The sequence below is a fragment of the Thermodesulfobacterium geofontis OPF15 genome (assembly GCF_000215975.1).
In the GTDB taxonomy this organism is placed as follows: Bacteria; Desulfobacterota; Thermodesulfobacteria; order Thermodesulfobacteriales; family Thermodesulfobacteriaceae; genus Thermodesulfobacterium; species Thermodesulfobacterium geofontis.
The window spans coordinates 1,574,156-1,595,065 of record NC_015682.1; the positions used below are offsets into that span (position 1 = coordinate 1,574,156).

Below are 20,910 nucleotides of genomic sequence, written 5' to 3' on the forward strand. Positions count from 1 at the left end.
ACCCCTCCTAAAAGGGCCAAAAAATATGTAAAAGTCTAGTAATAATTCCTGGACCGCTTACAACTTCACTTGTAGGTCCTTTACCACTGTATTCTATATAGGCATCAGAAATCTGAGTTGAAAGTATAGAATTATCATAACCTATATCTTCTGGTCTTATTATTCCTGTAAGAGTAATGTATTCTAAATCGTTATTTTTCTTAATAGCTCTTGTTCCTTGAATAACAAGATTCCCATTAGGTAAAACTTTAATTACTCTGGCAGTCATAGTAGCTAAAATTTTACTTTCCCTTGATGTTCCACCTTGTCCTGTTGTTGAAGTACTTAAACTACCTTCAAAAAGATCAGAAGGGGTAGCATCTTTAAAGATACCTTCAATTCTATTTTCAAATCCCATTAGTTTATCTATTCCTGCTTTTGCAGAGCTTTTTTTAGCTGTTTGTTGTTTAACAGAACTTGAAGTACTATAAGTTTCTACAATCTTTATAGTAACTATATCCCCCACTTGTCTTGCTCTTAAATCAGAAAAACTAATACTGACTGCTCCATCTTTATATAAAGATCCTTTACTCAAAGCTTGAGGTATTTCATAGGGTATATCTACACTTGGAGGAGGTGGAGGGGGAGGAGGAGTTTTAGGATTATATTCAAAACATCCATAAATAAAAAAGAAAGAACTTAAAATAGTCAAAAATTTTAAATATTTTTTAATCAAAGTGACACCTCCACTTCTTCAGGAGAAATTACTTTACCCCATAAAATTTTTTTACTACTTATATTTTTAACCTTTATACTTGCTCCCTCTCTTCCCTCTTGAAGAGCTAAACCTTTTGCTTTCACAACAAAGTTTTTTCCTCTTGCAATTATATAAACCACCTGGTTTCTTTTAATAATTATAGGTCTTTCAATATGAGAATATCTAAGAATAGTTCCTGCATTTAAACTCATTCTTACTTGCTTACCTAAAGCTGCATCTTTATCTAAAATTACATCCTGAGGAAGTCTTGAAAGTGGCTTTAATTCTATCTCTATATCCTCTTCACTTAATATACTTTTATTAAGAACAGGTCTCTTTAGAACTATTACAGGAACTTTAGCTTCAACATAACCCAAAATTTTTATCTTTTCTAAAGTATCATCCTTTTTAAATTCTAAGACAAGAAGATTAGATCCTATTTTAGGCTTAGCCATAAAAATAGCTTTATAAGGTGTGTTTTTGGGGATAATTGCGGATTTTGGCTCTATTCTTATGCTTTCTACGTATATCTCTCCTTTAACCCAGGAAAATTTGTTTTTTATTTCCTTTAAGAATATTTCTTTAAAGTCTTCAGGAGTATAGATCTCATTTGAAAAGGTTAAATTTATTTTTAAAAAGAATATTAAAGAAGCAAAAAATGTAATTAGTATAATTTTTCTCATTTTTTACCTCTTAAGATTATTTGCCATCTCTAAAAGGTTATCTGCAGTAAGAACAGCTTTAGAATTAGCTTCATATGCTCTTTGGGTTATAATCATCTTTACCATTTCTTCAACCACATCTACATTTGACATTTCTAAGTATCCTTGAGCTATGGTTCCGAAACCATTCTGCCCAGGAACTCCTTCTATTTCATCCCCTGCTGCATCAGAGGCTTTAAAAAGATTTCTTCCTACTGCATAAAGCCCTGCAGGGTTTGGAAAATCATATAGAAGTATTTGACTTTGTGCTAAAACATTTCCATTGGGATCAAGGGCTGTAATTATTCCATCCTGGGTAACCTCAATTTTAACTGTCCCTGTAGGAACAGTAAATTCAGGGTAAAGTCTTGCCCCATCTGCAGTAACTATATATCCATCTCTATCGAGTTTAAAATTTCCTGCACGAGTATAATATTCTTCTCCTCCTAAGGTTACTTTAAAAAAACCTCTTCCTTCTATAGCTAAATCCAATTCTTGATTAGTAAGCTGATATTCTCCCTGGGTAAAAAGTTTAGCTACAGCTACTGGTCTTACTCCAAGTCCAACCTGCATACCCACAGGTGTTAAAGTTCCTTCTGCTGTAAGAGCACCAGGAAGTTTTAAATTTTGATAAAATAAATCTTCAAAATCAACTCTGCTTTTTTTGAATCCTGGGGTGTTCACATTAGACAAATTATTGGCAATAACATCTAATTGAAGCTGTTGTCCTTGCATACCTGTTGCTGCACTCCAAAGCGCTCTAATCATAACTCCTCCTTATCTTTGTGTAGTGGTTATCAATCTTTCTGTTTCCTCATCTAAACTTCTAATTGATCTTTGAATAGCTTCAAAGGTTCTTTGGATCTCTATAAGATTTACCATTTCCCTTATAGGGTTTACATTAGATTTTTCAATATATCCCTGTTTAATTTCATAATTTTCAGCCCTTATCTCTTGTGCACCATCTGAAACGTAAAGATTCTGCCCAAGTTTTCTTATCTTGCTATAATCATCAAAAGTAACCACATCTAATCTTCCTATTTCAGTCATATCTATGGATAAAATACCTTCTGGGGAAACTTGAAGTTTTGAATTTTCCATAGTAATATAACCTTCTCTTGTCATTCCGGGATCAACTACTACAGGAGTTCCATTAGCAAGGACAGGATATCCCTCTGGTGTCACAAGCCTTCTCTCTCTATCTAAGGTAAAATTACCTGCTCTGGTATAGGCTATTCCATTTGGTGTCTGTACTTTAAAAAATCCTTCACCTACAATAGCAAAATGTAAAGGATTCCCTGTATATTCTAAAACTCCCTGCTCCCTTTTAATAAAAACTTGATTTTCCTTATAAATTTTTTTATATTTAGGACCTATTTTTTTCATTAAAATTTCAATAAAAGCTATGCTATCAGCTTTATAACCAGGAGTATCAACATTTGCTAAATTATTTGCAGTAACTGTTAGTCTTCTATCCATAAGTTGGGCTGCTTCAAGCGCTTCTAATAATCCTAAATGGGGATTTATTCTAATTCCATCCATAGCCATTTATATCCTTAGAGCTATTTATTTTTTTTCAAAATTTGTGCCTAAAAATAGTTTAGCTTTTGTATTAAAGAGCTTTAAAAGAAACTTTTTAAAACCTCTAAACTCTTGAGAATTTATTTCCTATTTTAAAAAGAAAAAGTGAAATTTTTTCCTTGTCAATTTTTTGACTTATTGTCAAATAAAGATAAAGTTATCAAAATTCTCCACCAATCTGGAAATTGAAATTACTTGAGTCTTCATCAGGTTTTCTTTTTATATTATAACCCCATTCTATTCTAAGTGGTCCAAAAGGAGAAAGCCATCTTAATCCAAAACCGACGCTTTTCCTAAGGTCTGAACTTTGAAAGCCTGTTTTTAAATCCCATACATTACCCATATCAAAGAAAACAACCCCATTTAAATTAATACTTTTCATAAGTGGAAAAATAGCTTCTGTTTGAAGATAAAACATCCTTGTTCCACCTATTTTATTTCCAGTTTCAGGATCTTTGGGAGATATATCTCCATATTTAAATCCTCTAACTGAGTTTATACCTCCAAGAAAGTATCTTTCAAAAACAGGAACTTTTTTTGCTCCTCCTTCAGTTATATAACCATAACCTAAATTTACATGACCTGTAAGCTTAAAAATAGGAAAATAAACTTGATGTTGTCCTTCAATCTTAAAGAAATTGCTGTCTCCTCCAAGGTATTCTCCAGCATATTCAGTTTCGATCTTGTGATACCATCCCTTTGTAGGTAAAAAATATCTATTGCGAGAATCGTAGATTAAGCCTAACTGTAAGGCACTGGTAACATGTATATCCTTTGATTCAAGAATTATCTTAGCCACATTTTCAGAAAGATTTTTAAGTTTTGTATCATCATATCTATATCCCATATAAGCAGAAAGTTCAGAAGTAAAACCATATCCAAATCTTATAGAGCCTCCTATACTATCTTTGGTAAAATCGTCATACTGTAATTCATAATTATATAAAGACCATCCCATAGAATAACGGGAATCTCTAAAATAGGGATCAAAAAAGTTTAAAATATATCTTGTGGTTCTTGCACCTAATCTTGCAGAAAGAGTAACCCTTTGTCCTTTACCCAAAAAGTTTCTTTCTGTAATATCTCCCATTATAACAAATTTATCATAGGAGCTATAACCACCTCCTATAGCAAAAGAACCTGTAAGCATCTCTTTTACTTTCACTTTCAAATTTACTTCCTCTTCTTTGGCTCCTTTTTCTTTATCAATCTTTATTTCTTCAAAATACCCCAGCCTTCTTAATCTTCTTTCACTTTCTTCGATACGGGAGGCACTATATGGCCATCCTTCAGCTATTTTAAATTCCCTTCTAATAACTTTATCCCTTGTTTTTGTATTTCCTTCAATATCTATTCTTCCTATATATACAACAGAACCTTTATCAATATCAAAAGTTATGTTTACCAATTTGTTTTTAGAATCTTTATCGATTTTTGTGTTTACTTTAGTATAAGCATATCCGTAGTCAGAAAAAAGATGAATAAGAATTGACTCGTCTTCTTTTAAAGTTTTAAGACTGAAAATTTTTCCAGGAGAAGTTTGGATTTTTTTATAGATTTTTTCTTCAGGGAAAAGATCTTGGTTTATTTTTACTTTTCCCACTTTATATTGAGGGCCTTCTTCAATAGGAATTTTTATAATTACACCATCTGGTTCCTCTTCCACTATAGGATCTCCTACTTTTACATCTATATAACCTTTGTTTTTGTATGCTGTTTCTATTTTAGCAAGATCTCTATAAAGAAAAGCTATATTGTAAACTCCTGGTTCTGCAAGTGGTTCAGGACGAACGAAAGCCCTTAAATATTGAGTTATTTTCTTCACAGGAGAAAAAACAGTTTTTTCTGAAATAGAAAGATAACTTTTTAAATCTTTATCAGAAAAGGCTTTATTTCCTATAAATTGAATCTGCTTTATATATTTCTTTTCCCCCTCTTTAATATTAAAAATCAATTTTATTTGAGCTGGTGGTGCCTTTTCAGTTTCTACAGAAACTTGAGTACCTAAATATCCTGATTGCTCATAATACATTTTTATAGTTTCTAAAGCTTTATCAAGCTCCTTAGGAGTAACTATCTGTCCTTCTTTAATCTCAACAATTTTTGAGAGATCTTCTGTTTTAATTTTTTTATTACCCCTAAAAACTATCTCTTTAACCGATGGATTTTCTTTAACTTCAAAGGTAACAATTACACCTTTGGTGCCTTCATCAATCTTTAATTCTACATTTTCAAAATATCCCATTTTATAAATGTTTTTTAAATCTTCGTTTAATTTTTTAAGATCAAAAATATCTCCTTCTTTAGTTTTTATATTAGGTAAAATGACATCCTCTCCTATTCTCAAATTCCCAGCAATTTGAATTTTTTCAATTATTTTTCTTTTTTCCAAAATACTTTTTATCAATTTAGAAGTTTCATTTACAAGCTCTCCTATATTCTCCTTTTTTCCTGAAACATAAAAATAATAGGGTTCTTTTTTTTCAAATTGATAGAGCTTCCACTCTATACTAAGATTATCTTTTACAGTTATTACTTTAAGTTCTGCTATTCCACTATAAACTCCTGTTTTCAAAAAACTAAAAGCCTCTTCCTGAGAAAACTTTTTTATTTCAACTTTTCCTCCCTCTTGAGATAACATTTTTTGTAAGTTTTCAAAATAGCTCTTTAAAATTTCTTCTGGCAAATAGTCTCCGTAAGTCTTAGTTGAATAAATGAGAATTTGAAAATTCTCTGCTAAAAGAGACTTAGGAAAAATAAAAAGTAGGAGAAAGAAGAAAAATCCAATTCTTCTCAAGAGAATCCCTCTAATTTTTAAGTATCTTCTAATTTTACCAAAAAACCACCTTTTAGCAAAAATATTTTATCCATTTTTTTTGCAAGTTCCCAATTATGGGTAACCATAATGATAGTAATATTTAATTCTTCATTTATCCTTAAAAAAATATCCATAACTTCTTTTGCGCTTTCTTGGTCCAAATTACCTGTTGGCTCATCTGCTAAAAGTAAGGTAGGATTTAAAAAAAGAGCTCTTGCTATAGCTACTTTCTGTCTTTCTCCTCCAGAAAGCCTAAAAGGTTTATAATATTTTTTTTCAGAAAGATTAAGTTTTTCAAGAAGTTCATAAGCTCTTTTAAAACAGTCTTCTTTTTTCCATTGAGATATTAATCCTGGTAAAATGATATTTTCTAAAACTGTAAATTCTGGGATAAGGTAGTGAAGTTGAAAAATAAATCCTATATTTTCTTTCCTTAGTTTTAATAATGTTTCTTCATCACTATAATCTAATTTTTTTTCAAAATAATATATTTCACCAGATGTAGGATAATCAAGGGTTCCTATTATATTTAACAGAGTCGTTTTCCCAACTCCAGAAGGACCAACAATAGCAATCTTATCTTTTTTATAAACCTTAAGATTTATCCCTTTTAATACCTCAAGCTCTCCTTGAGGATAAAAATACTTTTTTTTAACATCTTTAAGTTCTACTATAACTTTATTTTCGTTCATAATTATCCATGCCTTAAAATTTCTGCAGGAATGATTTCACTCGCTTTTTTAGCTGGAAAGATGCATGCTAAAACACTTATAAACACTGCAACAAAGCTTATTATAAAAATATCTATAATTTTTAACTTCACAGGCATATATTCAACTGGATAAACTTCACTGGGAAGCTTAATAACAGGATAATGAGAAAGTAATATACAAAGAGAGCTACCCAATATTAAACCTGCAATAACTCCCATTAAAGAAAGAATTAAACCGCAAAAAAAGAAAATTTTTAAAATACTTTTGGAGGAAACACCAAGAGCCCTTAAAATAGCAATATCCATCTTTTTTTCAGAAACAAGCATAGTCATTGCTGCAATTATAGTAAAAAGAGAAACTGTAATCATAAGAGTTAAGACTACGAAAAGTCCAATTTTTTCCATTTTTAAAGCAGCAAAGAGATTTTTATTCCATTCCTGCCAATCAAATATAGTTATACCAAAACCAAGATGGGAAAGGATACCCTTTTTAAATTCGTTCGATTTGAAAGGATCTTTAAGTTTTATTTCTAAGGCATAATTATTAGGTTTAAATTTTTGAGAAAATAATTTAAAAGAAGTAAAGACAAGATTTAGATCATAATCATAAACACCAGTTTCAAAAGTTCCTGCCACTATAAAGGTAGTTATTTTAGGAAAAAATCCAAAGGGTGTATAGAAACCTTCTATACTTATAAATCTTATTTTTTCTCCTAAACTAAGCCCAAGTCTTTCTCTCAGTTTTTCACCTATTATTATTGGTAAGGCTTCTCCGTTATTATCAAAATAAGTCTTTTCAATTTGGAATTTTTTAAACCCTCTTTCTTTTTTCAAATTCTCTAAATTTGTAGCTTTTAAAATGATTCCCACAGGAGTTCCTGAAAAAATTATTAAACCTTGCAAAGTTGATGTTTCTTGAATACTAATAATTTCTTTAGAAGGTATTTCCTTTTTAATAATTTCTAAAAGTCTTTCTCTTGCTTCAGGATTTCTAAAAGTTATGCTTATATGAGGATTTAGGCTCAAAATTTTTTCTGAGAGAGCCTCTTTAAAACCTGTCATAACAGAATTAACCACTGTTAAAGCTCCTACACTTAAAGCAACTCCAATAATAGAAATAATAGAAATGATACCAGTCAATCTTTCTCTTTTTGGAGAAAAAACGTATTTTAAAGCTATCCAAAATTCCCAATTTAATCTAAAAAATCTCATATTTATAAATCTTCTTTTTTTCTTAAATGAGGAAACAAGATAATTTCTCTAATAGATGGACTATCTGTAAAAATCATAACTACCCTATCAATTCCTATTCCTTCTCCTGCACAAGGAGGCATACCATATTCTAGAGCCCTTAAGAAATCTTCATCTATTTCCGGAGGTATTTCTTCATCTATTTCTCTTAATTTAAGTTGTTCTTCAAAACGTTTTCTCTGATCTCTTGGATCATTTAATTCGGAAAAGGCATTAGCAATTTCCTTCCCACCCATATAAAATTCAAATCTATCTGCAAACCTTGGATCTTCGTCATTTCTTCTTGCAAGTGGAGAAACTTCTACAGGATATTTTATTACAAAGGTAGGTTGAATGAGCTTAGGTTCAACAAGTTCTTCAAAAAGTTTAGTCCACCATTTACCAATACGGGGATCTTTTAAATTAAGCTCGATCCCCTTTTCTTTAGCAAAATTGAAAAGTTTTTCTCTGTCATTTAAAATTTCTTCAGGTATTCCTCCTAACTCAGTTAAAGCTTTTAAAAATTCTATTCTTTTCCAAGGAGGAGTAAGATCAATTTCATTACCCTGATAGGTTATTACTGGAGTTCCTTTTATTTCCAATGCAAGACCGTAAAACAGTTCTTCTGTTCTTTTCATAAGATCTTCATAGGTAGCGTAGGCTTCATAAAATTCAAGCATAGTAAATTCTGGATTGTGTTTGCTTGAAACCCCTTCATTTCTGAAATTTCTATTTAATTCAAAAACCCTTTCAAATCCCCCTACAAGGAGTCTTTTTAAATAAAGTTCAGGAGCAATTCTCAAATAAAGATTCATATCTAAGGCATTATGATAAGTCACAAAAGGTTTTGCAGTTGCACCTCCTACAATAGGATGCATCATAGGAGTTTCTACTTCTAAAAAACCTTCAGAAATAAAATAATCTCTTATATATTGGATAATTTGGGTTCTCATCCTAAAAATTTCTCTTACCCTTTGATTCATTATTAGGTCTAAATATCTCATTCTATATCTTAGTTCTGTATCTCTTAATCCATGATATTTTTCAGGAAGGGGTCTTAAGGCTTTGGTAAGAAGTTTTAAAAATTTAACCAAGATGGTTATTTCACCTGTTTTGGTTTTAATAAGTTTGCCTTTAACTCCTATAATATCTCCTATATCTATAAATTTTTTGAAGAAATTAAAATCTTCCTCTGGTAACTCAGATTTAGCTATCAAAATCTGGATTTTGTCTGTCTCATCTTGAATATGAGAAAAAATAATTTTCCCCATTTCTCTTTTACTCATAACCCTACCAGCTAAGGAAAATTCAGCTTCTCTTTTTTCAAGTTCCTCTGGAGGCATATCTTTATAAATTTCTTTTAAATATTTAGCTTTATCTTGAGGACGAAAATCATTAGGATAACTTTTTATTCCCATTTTTTCTATAGCAGAAAGCTTCTCATATCTTACCTTTATAATTTGGTGTTCCTCTGTCATCAATTCTCCTCCTGAATAAAAAATTTCTTTCCTATTTTATTACGAAAATACCTTTTTCCAACTCTTAATCTTCTTTTGCTCTTGGGTGAGCTTGAAGATAGGTTTTGAGAAGATATTCATAATTTACTTTTGTATAAACTTCTGTGGTAGTAAGAGATGAGTGTCCAAGCATTTCTTGAATACTTCTTAAATCTACCCCTGCATTTAAGAGATGGGTAGCAAAGGCATGTCTTAAAATATGAGGATGTAAATAGGTTAATCCCCTTTTTTTACTTCTTTTTTTAACAATATATCTTATACCCCTTTCAGTTAACTTTTCCCCCTTAAAATTTAAAAAAACATAGGGACTTTTCTTTTTTAATTTCGTTAATAAAAACTCTCTTATTTTTAGATATTCTCTTAAGGCTTTAAAAGCTTTTTTACCAAAAGGAACAATTCTTTCTTTTTTTCCTTTCCCTAAAACTCTTATAATCTGTAATCCAAAATTAATTTGATCTATAGTTAAATTAGCTATTTCACTAACTCTTAAACCACATCCATAAGCAACTTCTAAAAGTGCTCTATCTCTAATATCTAAAAACTCTTCATTACTTCCTAAACTATCTATAAAACTATTAATCTCCTCTTCTGTAGGAATTAAAGGTAACTTTTTTGATACTTTTGGATTTGACAAATAGCTAAATAAACTTTTTTTAATCTTTTTCTGTTTTAACAAGTATTTTAAAAAACTCCGAATACTGCTTAGTTTTCTTGCTATGGTGGTTGCCTCTTTTTTCTCTTTCTTTAAAAAAAGTAAATATAGCCTAATATGAAAAGGTTCTAAAGATTCTAAGGAATTGATATTCTGATTCTTTAAAAATTCTAAAAACCCTTCTAAATCTTTTTTATAGCTCCTTATGGTATTAAAGGAGTAGTTTTTTTCAAAGGTGAGATAATCTAAGAACTCTTTTAGATATTTTTCAATCACTGCAAAAGTTCTTTTATTTTTAAAAATAAATCATTTATGGTAAAGGGTTTTAATATTACCCTATTACTTGGAAGCTCTGCTAATCCAAATATATCACCTGTTAGAAAAATTACATCTATATTGGGAAATTTTTGCTTCAAAATCTGATATAATTCCCCTCCCTTAATATCAGGAAGATGAAAATCACTTATTAATAAATCTGCTTTCTCAATCCTTTCAAGATTTTCTTTAACCTCCTTACCAGAAGAAAAGGCATAAACCTTATATCCTTCTTTCTCAAGAATCTCTTTCAAATTTTTTCTTATTTCCTCTTCATCTTCCACCAATATTATGTAAGTCTCTTCAGGTTTTTTTCTTTCCTTTTCTATTTTTTTAACTTCCATTAAAGGAACATATACTTTGAAAACAGTTCCTTTACCTACTTCGCTTTCTACTTCTATCTTTCCTCCAATATTATTTATATGACTTTTTACTAAAAACAAACCCAAACCACTGCTTTTTTCTTTAGTAGTAAAGAAGGGTTGAAAAATTTTATTAATATATTCTTCAGGGATCCCGCATCCTGTATCTTTTATAAAGATAAGAAGATACTTCTCTCCATTTTCTATTTTAGTTCTAAATATAAGGGAAATGGTTCCTTCTCCTTCTATAGCATCTTTGGCATTACTTATAAAATTAAGGAATATATATCTCCAAAAAGATTCATCTCCAGGAACCCAAGCTGAAGAGAGGTAATTAAAATCAAGTTGAATAAAAATATGAGATCCAGCTATAAGCTGGAAGAGTTCTAAGTTGTTTTTCATAAATCCTATAATTTCTGTTCTTTTCTTTTCTATTTCTCTAAATTCTTTAGTGTAATCCAAGAGTAATTTATTTAAATCTATCCAAGAAGATAAAGTCTTTTCTGTTAAATTGAGATATTTTCTTATTTTTTGGGGATTATTTATATTTTCTTTTATATCTTTAAGATACTCTCCTACTTGCTGTAATATATTATTAAAATCGTGAACCATACTTCTTAAGAAACTTCCAAAACTCTGAGTTTTATGGATACTATCTAATCTTTGCCTAAGATCTAAAAATTCTGTGATATCCATACCTGATACAATTAAGATTTTTTCTTTATCTATATCATCTATAGCAAAGCATTTTCCCAAATAGGTTTTACTTTTTCCCTCTCTATTTACAAGATTTATCAAAATTTCCTCCTCTTTGTCTTCTACTAACACTTCATTAAAGGTCTTTTCTATATTAAATCTTTCTTCCGGAGATACTATAAGTTCTGCAAAAGTTTTATCAAATAGTTCCTGTTTTGTATAACCAAGATTTTTTTCGGAAAAACTATTTAGATACTTTATTTTTCCTTTTTTAATAAAAATGATCAAAAATGGAAGGTTTTCCAAAACTCTGAAATAAGAATTTTTATAATAAGATTCTTCATCCATATCTCTAACAAGAATAATAATTTTATCTTCAGAAAAATAGCTGTATTCAATAAAATACAATTTTTTACCAAGAGAAAGAGTTAATTTAACTTCTGGCTTTTCAGGAGTTAAGTGTTTTTTTACACAACTTGCACAAGGATCTGAATATTGATAAAACAGAGAATAACAAGTAATAGGGGAACTTAAATCTAAATTAAAAATTTCTTTAGCTTTCTTATTAGCATAAATTATATAGTAATTTTTATCAACAATTAGCACACCTGTATCTAATTTATTTAATATTTCATCAAATCTTATTTCCATAAAGCAATAACCTCCGTGTCATATATATCTATCGAACAAATGAGTAAAAAGTTTAAAAAAATTTTTTTATTTTAGAATTTTGAGGATTTTGATTTGAGGTATAGGAAATAGATATTAAAAAAAAGTAAGAAGATCACATAAAGAGACAGGGTTGAATGTAAACCGATTTTATTTGCTAAAAAACCTGCTATAAAACTTCCTATAGGGTGCATTCCTAAAAAAGCTAAAGTAAAAAGACTAATTATTCTTCCCCTTAAATGATCAGGGGTATTTTCTTGAAGATAACTATTTGCTACAGGGAAAAAATTGGCAAAAGAAAATCCTATTATAAAGCAAAAAAATAAAGTAAAGTACCAATTTTTAATAAGATTTAAGCCTAAAAGACCTAAACTTAAAATTATAGTAGTTTTAAAAAGATGTTTTATTTTATCACTGATTGGTTTTCCAAAAATTACCAAAGTAGCTCCAAATATAGCACCCAGCCCCAAAATAGAGGACAAAAAAGCAAACTCTTTTCCACCCTTCCCATGAATTTTATGAACAATGATAGGAAGAAGAATTATTGCAGTAGCACCAAAAATTGTAAAATTAGCTGTAGAAATAATTACATTTAGTATTTTCTTTTCCCTTTTTAAAAACTCATAAACTTCTTTATAAGATCTCTTTATTTCTCCTTTTTCTATTTTTTTAATTTCTTTCTGTTTTGTAGTTTTTATAAAAAAGGTTAGAAAAATAAAAAAGGGAATAAAACTTAAAGCATTTATATAGAAACATTGGTACAAACTACCGTAGGAAATAATTAAACCAGCAAAAAAGGGCCCTAATATACGTGCTGTATTAAAAGATAAAGCTTGAAAGGAAAGGGCTTTAGTTAAAAATTTCATAGGAACTATCTCTGAAATAAAAACTTGTCTTAAAGGAACATCCAAAGCTGATAAACATCCAGATAAAAAAGCAAGAAAAGTAACTTGCCAAAAAGTTACTAATTTAAACTGGGTTAAAATTCCTAATATTAAAGGCGGGAAAATAGAGAAAAAGGCAATAAGGCTTAATAATTTTCTTCTATCAAAAAGGTCTATTAGAATACCAGAAACGAAAGTAAAAATAATGGTTGGAAATGAACTTAGAAAATTAAAAATTCCCAAATAAAGCGCAGACCAGGTTAATTCATAAACTAACCAAATTTGGGCTGTGTTCTGAATCCAAGAACCTGTAAAGGAAACAAAATGCCCGATAATAAAAAATCTAAAATCTTTGATTTTTAAAGGATTATCCTCTAAAGAGAGACTTAATCTAAAATTTTTCATGCTTTTATATTAATTGTTTACCAAAGTTTTGAACAATCATTTTTAAAAATCAAATTTTTTAAAAATTTTTTAAAATTTTTAAATTTACCTCTTTACAAAAATTTTTTAAGGTGTAGTTTAAGAAACATAAGAAAAAATTTTAGGAGGTTTAAGTAACATGTTTAGAGGTAAAGTAAAGTGGTTTGATGAGAAGAAGGGTTACGGTTTCATTTCCAAGGAAGATGGCGGAGATGTCTTTGTACATTACTCTGCCATCGAAATGCCAGGTTTCAAAACCCTTAGGGAAGGTCAGACTGTAGAATTTGAAGTAGTTCAAGGTCCTAAGGGAGAACAGGCTTCCAAGGTTAGAGTTTTAGATGCAGGTACTCCCAGAAGATCTCAAAGAAAACCTTCCAGAAGAGAACAGAGCTAAGTTTTCTTGATTAGGTTAAACCGGGGGTTCCTACCCCCTTTTTATATTCTTAATTTTTATATTCTTAATTTTTTTATATGAGAAGTTCTTTTTTCTTAGTTAAATTAAACCCTCAAAAATTAGCTTATTTAAAATTTATTTTAGAAGGATATGATCACTTAGCCATATTAAGTGTTCTCGATTCTAAAAAGGGATTAGCAAAAATTTATTTTTTTGAAAAGGAAAAATCTCTTATAAAAGAAATATTAGAGGATCTAAAAGATTTTCTTTCTCTTGAATTAATAGATATTTTTTGATAAAGTATATTTTATGAAAATCCCGAGGGTAATGTCAACTCAACATCCAGATAATGTATCTATTCCTTTTTTTGCTGAACATGCAGATATGTCAGGGGAGGACGAAATTCAGGAAGCCTATTATGCTTTTTCTCATCTTGGTTGCGATGAACAAATGTGGGATAGTGAAGGAAAGGAGGTAGATGACTTTGTAGTAAAAAAACTTCTTTCTAAATATCCTACTTTTTTCAAAAACAAAAAACTGGGAAAAGACGTCTTTATAACCCTTAGAATTCCCAATCCTACAGTAGAAAAAGAAGAAGCAAAAATTCTTGTTGAAGCATTAGAAAGTATTCCTCGCTCTATGGATGCAGCAAAAGTTTTTTACGAAAATCCCTATCCTCCCATTTTTGAAGTAATCCTACCTATGACCACATCAGCTAAAGAATTAAATAGGGTTTATTATTTTTATAAAAATTTTATTTCCGGGAAACAATATCAAAAAATTTATGAAGAAGATATTACTGTTGCTGAATGGGTAGGAGAATTTTTACCAGAAAGAATTAATGTAATTCCCCTCTTTGAGGATGTAGAAACTCTTTTTAATGTGGACAAAATTTTATTTGAATATTTAAAAGATAAAGATTTTAATTATTTAAGGGTTTTTTTGGCAAGATCTGATCCTGCTCTGAACTATGGGATGATAAGTGCTGTATTAGCTATTAAAGTGGCTCTTAAAAAATTAGAAAAAGTTGCCCAAGAAAAAGAAATTGAAATATATCCTATTTTAGGTGCAGGAACTCCTCCTTTTAGAGGAAATCTTTCTCCTTATACTGTAGATAAAGTTCTTAATGAATTTTCACCTGTTGAAACTTTTACAGTACAGTCTGCCTTCAAATATGATTTTCCTATAGAAGATGTTATTACAGGAATTAAAAAATTGAAAAATTTTATTCGTTATCCTTTAGAAGATGTAGATGAAAAATTTTGTAAAAAAATTATAGAAAAATTCTCTAAGGAATATCATAGTCTCATTTCTCCGCTTGCTCCTGCTATAAATGAACTTGCTAAATATGTGCCAAAAAGAAGAATGAGAAAACTTCATATTGGTCTTTTTGGGTATTCAAGAAGTGTTGGAGGTGTTACTCTTCCAAGGGTTATAAATTTCTGTGCTGCCTGTTATTCTATTGGTCTTCCTCCGGAACTCTTAGGTGTTAATTGCTTAGATAAAGAGGAATTAAAAGACCTAAAAAATATATATAAAAATCTGGAATACGATTTTTCAATTGCTTTACAATATTTCAATCCCAAGTGTTTGGAATTATTAAATGAAGAAGAAAAAAATAAAATTATTAAATCTTTGGAAGTTTTGAATTCTCTTGACATAAAATATACAGTCCATATAGAACATAAGGAAGTTACTACTAATATTTTGAAAAATTTAAAAAGGGGAATAACTTCGAATTTAAGTGAACTTCTTATTGAAGGAGCCTATTTAAGGAAATTTTTAGGTTAAATTTTCTAATCCTTAAAAAAATCAGGAAATTTTAGTCTTTTTTGAAAAGCAAGATTAGCAAGTTGTCTTAGTAAATGATCTGCAAGGACAATTCTTACCATTGCTTCTATCACTGGAACAATTCTTGGGATTGCAGAAATATCGTGTCTTCCTCCTATAGAAATTTCAACTTCCTCTTTTTTTTCATTTATGGTTTTTTGGATTTTTTTTATACTTGGAATAGGTTTCACAGCAACTCTAATAATTATATCTTGTCCTGAAGAAATTCCTCCAAGAATGCCTCCTGCATCATTTTTTAAAAATCCATAGGGAGTTATAGGATCATTATTTTCTGAACCTTTCATATAAGCAACTTTAAAACCTGCTCCCATTTCTATACCTTTTACTGCACCTATGCTACAAATAGCTTTAGCAAGATCAGCACTCAATTTGTCAAAAACAGGTTCTCCTAATCCTGCGGGAACACCTTTTGCAAGAACTTCAACCACTCCTCCTAATGAATCTCCTTCTTTTTTAGTTTCTTCAATTTTTTCACACATTTTTTCATAGGCAGACATATCTGGACAAAAAAGATGATTTTTATAAATAACTTCTAAATTTTTTTCTTTAACTTCAATTCCTCCAAGAGAAATGGTATAAGCTATAACTTCAATTCCATATTCTTCTAACACCCTTTTTGCTACAGCCCCTGCTGCAACTCTTGCAACTGTTTCCCTTCCACTACTTCTACCCCCACCTCTATAATCTCTATACCCTCCATATTTTATAAAATAGGTAAAATCAGCATGCCCAGGTCTAAAAACATTTTTAATTTTTTCGTAAGCTGATGAGTCAACATCCACATTATAAATTAATAGAGCTATAGGAGTTCCGATGGTATAACCTTCAAAAACTCCGGAAAGAATTTCAACTTTATCCTTTTCTTTTCTTGGACTTTGACCGGAAACTTTTCCAGGTCTTCTTTTTTCAAGTTCTTTTTGAATATACTCTTCTGTAAGAGATAATCCAGGAGGACATCCGTCAATTACTGCACCAAGAGCTTTACCATGAGATTCTCCAAAAGTAGTAACTCTGAATAATTTTCCTATAGTATTTCCGCTCATTTAAACTTCTTGTTAAATTTTATAAAATTTATTTTACACCTAATTTTAGATTAGACAAAAATTTTCAAAATGCTATATTTTAGTATATGATTATAGCTGTTATTCCTTCAGCTGGTAAAGGGGAAAGATTTAATTCTAAAAAACCCAAACAATTTTTAGAAATAAAAGGAAAGCCCCTTTTTATTTATACCCTTCAAAAATTTGAAAAACATCCTCAGATAGATGGAATTGTGCTTAGCGTTTCTCCTGAATATATAAAGGAAACCGAAAAGCTTATATCTTTTTATAATTTAAAAAAAGTTTTAAAAATTACCGAAGGCGGTAAAACAAGACAAGAATCTGTTTTTAAAGGAATTAAAGTTTCCCCTCCTGAAACTGAAATATTTCTTATTCATGATGCAGTTAGACCTTTCGTCTCTTTAGCATTAATAAGTGAAGTAATTGAAAATACTAAAATATTTGGGGCTTGTGTCCCTGCTATTCCTGTTAGAGATACTCTAAATAGAGTATTTCTCCGAGAGGTTAAAGAAAATGTTGATAGAACTAATCTTTTCTGTATTCAAACTCCTCAAGGAATAAGGGCTAAAATTTTAAGACACCTTCTTGAAAGAGCTCAAAAAGAAAACCTTATCTTTTCTGATGAAAGCACTCTTCTTTCACACTATGGATACAGGGTTAGAATTGTAGATGGTTCCTTTATAAATTATAAAATTACCTATCCCGAAGATCTTTTTCTTGCAGAAAAATTAATTGATTGTAAAATAGAAGACCTGCTATAGGTTATTAAATAAATCCTGAAAATTTATAAAATTATGGAAATTAAATGGTTAAGTAATATTCCTCAAGAACCTCAAGATTTTTTTAATTTTTTAAAAAAACAACACAAATTGTCTTCAGAAGATGCCCTTAAACTTACTTATATAACCTTAAAATTGAAAGCTTTAAGCGATAGCCCCATTTATAAATTCTTAGAAAGAACTATCAGTGGAATAAAATTTGATGAAATTGAAAAAAGAGAATATCTTTTAACCTTTTCTATATACACTCTAAGAGCACTTATAAAAGAACATTTAGATTTAAAGTTGGTTAAAAATTTATATCTTATTCTTTCTAAAAAACTCCCTAAGGAATTTATAAAAGATGTCTCTCCAAAACATTCTGTAATTGCTTCTCAGGATATAACTCTTGAACTTCTTTCTCAAGAAGAAAAAACAGAACTCCCTTCTTTTTTAAAAGCAAAGCATTTAATTTTAATTTTTTATTTAAAAGGAACTTGCGAAGAATTAATTTCCCTTTTATCTTTATTTCCCAATAATTATGTATTAAAAAAAGAAGATTTTTATCAAATTTTTACCCCTTTTTCTATCTCTGAAGCATTAATTTTTCTCTTAAAATTGAAAGAAGGGGTTTTAAGAGATACTGCGGAAAAGATTTTAGAAAATATAAAAATTTTTTTCCCAGAATGTTTTGGAGAAATTTAAAAATTTGGAGGATTTATGGGATTAACTCTTACTCATAAAATCCTTGAAAGTCATTTAGTATCTGGGAAACTTGCCCCGGGAGAAGAGATCGCTATAAAAATAGACCAAACATTAACTCAGGATGCAACAGGAACTATGGCTTATCTTGAATTTGAAGCTATAGGAATTAATAGAGTTAAAACGGAACTTTCTGTTTCTTATGTAGATCATAATATTTTACAAACAGATTTTAAAAATGCAGATGACCATAGATTTCTTTTAAGTATTGCTAAAAGATATGGAATATGGTTTTCCAAACCAGGAAATGGCATATGTCACCAGGTTCATTTAGAAAGATTTGCAAAGCCTGGAAAAACACTTCTTGGCTCTGATAGTCATACTCCTACTGCTGGCGGATGCGGGATGATTGCTATAGGCGCAGGTGGGCTTGATGTAGCTATGGCTATGGCAGAATATCCTTTCTATTTAAAAATGCCTAAAATTGTAGGAGTTTATTTATATGGAAAACTTCAGCCCTGGGTTTCTGCAAGAGATGTAGCTCTTTATTTACTTTCTAAGCTTACAGTAAAAGGTGGAAGAAATAAAATTTTAGAATATTTTGGTCCAGGGATTAAAACTCTTACTGTTCCTGAAAGAGCAACTATATGTAATCTTGGAACTGAAACCGGGGCAACAACAAGTATCTTTCCCTCTGATGAATTAACTTTTTTTTGGTTAAAAGCCCAAAATAGAGAAGAAGATTATATAGAACTTAAACCTGATGAAGATGCTCAATATGATGAAATTATTGAAATTGATCTTTCAAAAATTGAACCTCTCTGTGCCTGTCCCTCCTCTCCTGATAATGTTAAAAAAGTTGCTGAAGAAGCTGGAAAACCGGTAGCTCAAGTAATTATAGGCTCTTGTGCTAATTCATCTTTAAAAGATCTTCTAATAGTTTCAAAAATCCTTGAAAATCATAAGGTTCATCCAGATGTTTCTTTTGAAATTAACCCAGGTTCTATTCAGGTTTTAGAAAATTTAGTAGCCCTTTCTGCATTTAAAAACCTTTTAAAAGCTGGTGCTCGTATTCATCAATGTGGATGCCTTGGATGTATAGGAATGGGACAAGCTCCTCCTACTAATTCTATTTCCTTAAGAACTTTTACCAGAAATTTCCCAGGAAGATCAGGAACCTCACCTGACTTTATATATCTTGTTTCTCCCGAAACAGCCACTGCATCAGCTATAAGAGGAGTAATAACTGATCCGAGAGAATTAGGAGATTATCCTGAAATTATAATCCCGGAAAAATTTATTATAAATGATTCAATGCTTATTCCACCTTTACCAGAAGAGGAAGCTCAAAAAGTAGAAATTATAAGAGGACCTAATATTGTTCCCCTCCCACCCTTTGATCCACTTCCTGAAAACTTAGAAGGGATTTTTCTTTTAAAAGTGGGAGATAATATTACTACCGATCATATAATGCCTGCAGGTGCTCAGATTTTACCTTTAAGAAGTAATCTTCCTGCTATAAGTGAATATGTATATAAAAACTTAGATCCTGAATTTTCTAAAAAAGCTTTAGAAATAAAAAATAAAGGTTTAACTATAGGAATTGTAGGTGGAGAAAATTACGGACAAGGTTCTTCAAGAGAACATGCAGCTCTTGCCCCAAGATATTTAGGGGTAAGAATAAAACTTGCTAAAAGTTTTGCAAGAATTCATAGAAGTAATCTTATAAATTTTGGCATACTCCCTCTTGTTTTTGAAAAAAAAGAAGATTATAACCAAATTGAACAGGGAGATGTTTTCTTTATAAAAGATATTAGGAAGGCTCTTTTAGAAGGAGAAAAAAAGATAAAAATAATTATTAAAGGTAAAGGAGAAATATCAGTAATTTTAGATCTAAGTGAAAGAGAGAGAAATTCTGTTCTTGCAGGATCTCTTTTAAATTTAGCAAAAAAATAAAAGGATTTTTGAAATGAAAATAATTACTTTTTTTTTTATTTTTAATTCTTTTGATCAAACCCTTTAAAACTTATGCTGATTCTACTTTTCTTGCCCCTTTTATAGAGAATCTAAAAATAAAAGTTAAGGAGGATTTGAAAAACAAAGTTCCTGAGGAGTATATAGAAAGCATTTTTTCTTCTCCTCAATTAACTTATCTTCCCGATATAATGATAAAAAGTTTAACTTGGAAAGAGACAGAACTTCCCTACTCTCAATTTTTAGAAAATGAAAGGATTGAGAGAGCTAAAGCTTTTATAGAAGAAAACAAAACCCTTTTAGAAGATATAGAATTTGTATTTGGTGTAGAAAAAGAAGTGATAGTTGCCATTTTTCTTGTAGAAACTGATCTTGGCAAAAAAACAGGAAAATTTCCTGTAATAAATGTATTTTATAGTTTAGCTCTCTCTGGAGAAAAGGAACTTTTTGAAAAATTTATTAATGGTTCGGAAATTTCTCTTAATGATGAAAATATTAAAAAAAGATTAGAAAAGAGAAGTAATTGGGGATATAAAGAACTTCTTTATTTTATAGAAATAGCCTATTTAAATAATTGGGATCCCTTTTCTATAAAAGGTTCTATTTTTGGAGCCTTTGGTTTTCCTCAATTTGTTCCTAAAAGTTATTTAATTTATGGTTACGATTGGGATAAAGATGGAAAGATTGATTTATATAGTATTCCTGATGCCTTGGCAAGTATAGCTAATTATCTCAAAAAAGAAGGATATAAAAAAGAAGAAAGTTTAGAGTATAAAAAGAAAATAATAATGAAGTATAATATAAGCGAACCCTATGCAAATACAGTTTTAGCTATAGCAGAAAAACTTAAAAATTAAGTAATAATGCTCTTTTT

Annotated in this window: 18 protein-coding genes and 1 pseudogene; 7 read left to right on the plus strand and 12 right to left on the minus strand. The window is 29.9% G+C overall.

Annotation, left to right across the window (positions count from 1 at the left end; genetic code table 11):
• Positions 1-7: 7 nt before the first annotated feature.
• From TOPB45_RS08065 to TOPB45_RS08115, 11 genes are all read right to left on the minus strand, one after another.
• A complete protein-coding gene (locus TOPB45_RS08065) occupies positions 8-715 on the minus strand; it encodes a flagellar basal body L-ring protein FlgH (protein ID WP_013910345.1) in 708 nt (235 codons plus the stop codon).
• Positions 712-1,419 carry a flagellar basal body P-ring formation chaperone FlgA gene (gene flgA / locus TOPB45_RS08070; protein WP_013910346.1) on the minus strand — a complete coding sequence of 236 codons (708 nt, stop codon included), beginning with the start codon at positions 1,417-1,419 and terminating at the stop codon, positions 712-714. Before flgA ends, TOPB45_RS08065 begins: the two co-directional genes overlap by 4 nt.
• Before the next feature lie 3 nt (positions 1,420-1,422).
• The gene (gene flgG / locus TOPB45_RS08075) at positions 1,423-2,205 is read right to left on the minus strand and encodes a flagellar basal-body rod protein FlgG (protein ID WP_013910347.1); all 783 of its coding nucleotides are present in this window, start codon (positions 2,203-2,205) and stop codon (positions 1,423-1,425) included.
• 9 nt (positions 2,206-2,214) lie between these two features.
• On the minus strand, positions 2,215-2,979 hold the full coding sequence (gene flgF / locus TOPB45_RS08080) for a flagellar basal-body rod protein FlgF (RefSeq protein WP_236608014.1): 765 nt from the start codon (positions 2,977-2,979) through the stop codon (positions 2,215-2,217).
• A gap of 199 nt (positions 2,980-3,178) precedes the next feature.
• Positions 3,179-5,815 (minus strand): outer membrane protein assembly factor BamA, encoded by a 2,637-nt coding sequence (gene bamA / locus TOPB45_RS08085; protein WP_013910349.1) that lies wholly within the window; start codon positions 5,813-5,815, stop codon positions 3,179-3,181.
• Between the two features lie 17 nt (positions 5,816-5,832).
• Complete coding sequence (locus tag TOPB45_RS08090; protein WP_013910350.1) at positions 5,833-6,528, minus strand: ABC transporter ATP-binding protein; 696 nt, start codon at positions 6,526-6,528, stop codon at positions 5,833-5,835.
• Positions 6,529-6,530: 2 nt separating this feature from the next.
• Entirely contained in the window at positions 6,531-7,760 is a 1,230-nt protein-coding gene (locus TOPB45_RS08095; protein WP_013910351.1) for an FtsX-like permease family protein, read from the minus strand.
• A 2-nt stretch (positions 7,761-7,762) separates the two neighbouring features.
• Complete coding sequence (gene lysS / locus TOPB45_RS08100) at positions 7,763-9,256, minus strand: lysine--tRNA ligase (RefSeq protein ID WP_013910352.1); 1,494 nt, start codon at positions 9,254-9,256, stop codon at positions 7,763-7,765.
• A gap of 64 nt (positions 9,257-9,320) precedes the next feature.
• Positions 9,321-10,223 carry a site-specific tyrosine recombinase/integron integrase gene (gene xerA / locus TOPB45_RS08105; RefSeq protein WP_013910353.1) on the minus strand — a complete coding sequence of 301 codons (903 nt, stop codon included), beginning with the start codon at positions 10,221-10,223 and terminating at the stop codon, positions 9,321-9,323.
• The gene (locus tag TOPB45_RS08110; protein WP_013910354.1) at positions 10,220-11,971 is read right to left on the minus strand and encodes a hybrid sensor histidine kinase/response regulator; all 1,752 of its coding nucleotides are present in this window, start codon (positions 11,969-11,971) and stop codon (positions 10,220-10,222) included. Before TOPB45_RS08110 ends, xerA begins: the two co-directional genes overlap by 4 nt.
• Positions 11,972-12,042: 71 nt before the next feature.
• The gene (locus TOPB45_RS08115) at positions 12,043-13,278 is read right to left on the minus strand and encodes an MFS transporter (RefSeq protein ID WP_013910355.1); all 1,236 of its coding nucleotides are present in this window, start codon (positions 13,276-13,278) and stop codon (positions 12,043-12,045) included.
• 157 nt (positions 13,279-13,435) lie between these two features.
• On the opposite strand from TOPB45_RS08115, the pseudogene TOPB45_RS08120 reads away from it, so the two are divergent.
• The 3 genes and pseudogenes from TOPB45_RS08120 to ppcA all read left to right on the plus strand — a co-directional run.
• Positions 13,436-13,636: pseudogene (locus tag TOPB45_RS08120) on the plus strand (cold-shock protein); the annotation flags it as partial.
• A 131-nt stretch (positions 13,637-13,767) separates the two neighbouring features.
• Positions 13,768-13,986 (plus strand): DUF4911 domain-containing protein, encoded by a 219-nt coding sequence (locus TOPB45_RS08125; RefSeq protein ID WP_013910357.1) that lies wholly within the window; start codon positions 13,768-13,770, stop codon positions 13,984-13,986.
• Between the two features lie 13 nt (positions 13,987-13,999).
• Entirely contained in the window at positions 14,000-15,481 is a 1,482-nt protein-coding gene (gene ppcA / locus TOPB45_RS08130; protein WP_013910358.1) for a phosphoenolpyruvate carboxylase, read from the plus strand.
• A 5-nt stretch (positions 15,482-15,486) separates the two neighbouring features.
• Here ppcA and aroC read toward each other — a convergent pair whose 3' ends face one another.
• Positions 15,487-16,584, minus strand: coding sequence for a chorismate synthase (gene aroC / locus TOPB45_RS08135; RefSeq protein WP_013910359.1), 1,098 nt, complete (start codon positions 16,582-16,584; stop codon positions 15,487-15,489).
• Between the two features lie 86 nt (positions 16,585-16,670).
• On the opposite strand from aroC, the gene ispD reads away from it, so the two are divergent.
• From ispD to TOPB45_RS08155, 4 genes are all read left to right on the plus strand, one after another.
• A complete protein-coding gene (ispD, locus tag TOPB45_RS08140) occupies positions 16,671-17,363 on the plus strand; it encodes a 2-C-methyl-D-erythritol 4-phosphate cytidylyltransferase (RefSeq protein ID WP_013910360.1) in 693 nt (230 codons plus the stop codon).
• A 33-nt stretch (positions 17,364-17,396) separates the two neighbouring features.
• The gene (locus tag TOPB45_RS08145) at positions 17,397-18,065 is read left to right on the plus strand and encodes a hypothetical protein (RefSeq protein ID WP_013910361.1); all 669 of its coding nucleotides are present in this window, start codon (positions 17,397-17,399) and stop codon (positions 18,063-18,065) included.
• A gap of 15 nt (positions 18,066-18,080) precedes the next feature.
• Complete coding sequence (locus TOPB45_RS08150) at positions 18,081-20,018, plus strand: aconitate hydratase (protein WP_013910362.1); 1,938 nt, start codon at positions 18,081-18,083, stop codon at positions 20,016-20,018.
• Between the two features lie 134 nt (positions 20,019-20,152).
• Positions 20,153-20,893, plus strand: coding sequence for a lytic murein transglycosylase (locus TOPB45_RS08155; protein WP_172632675.1), 741 nt, complete (start codon positions 20,153-20,155; stop codon positions 20,891-20,893).
• Positions 20,894-20,910 lie beyond the last annotated feature (17 nt).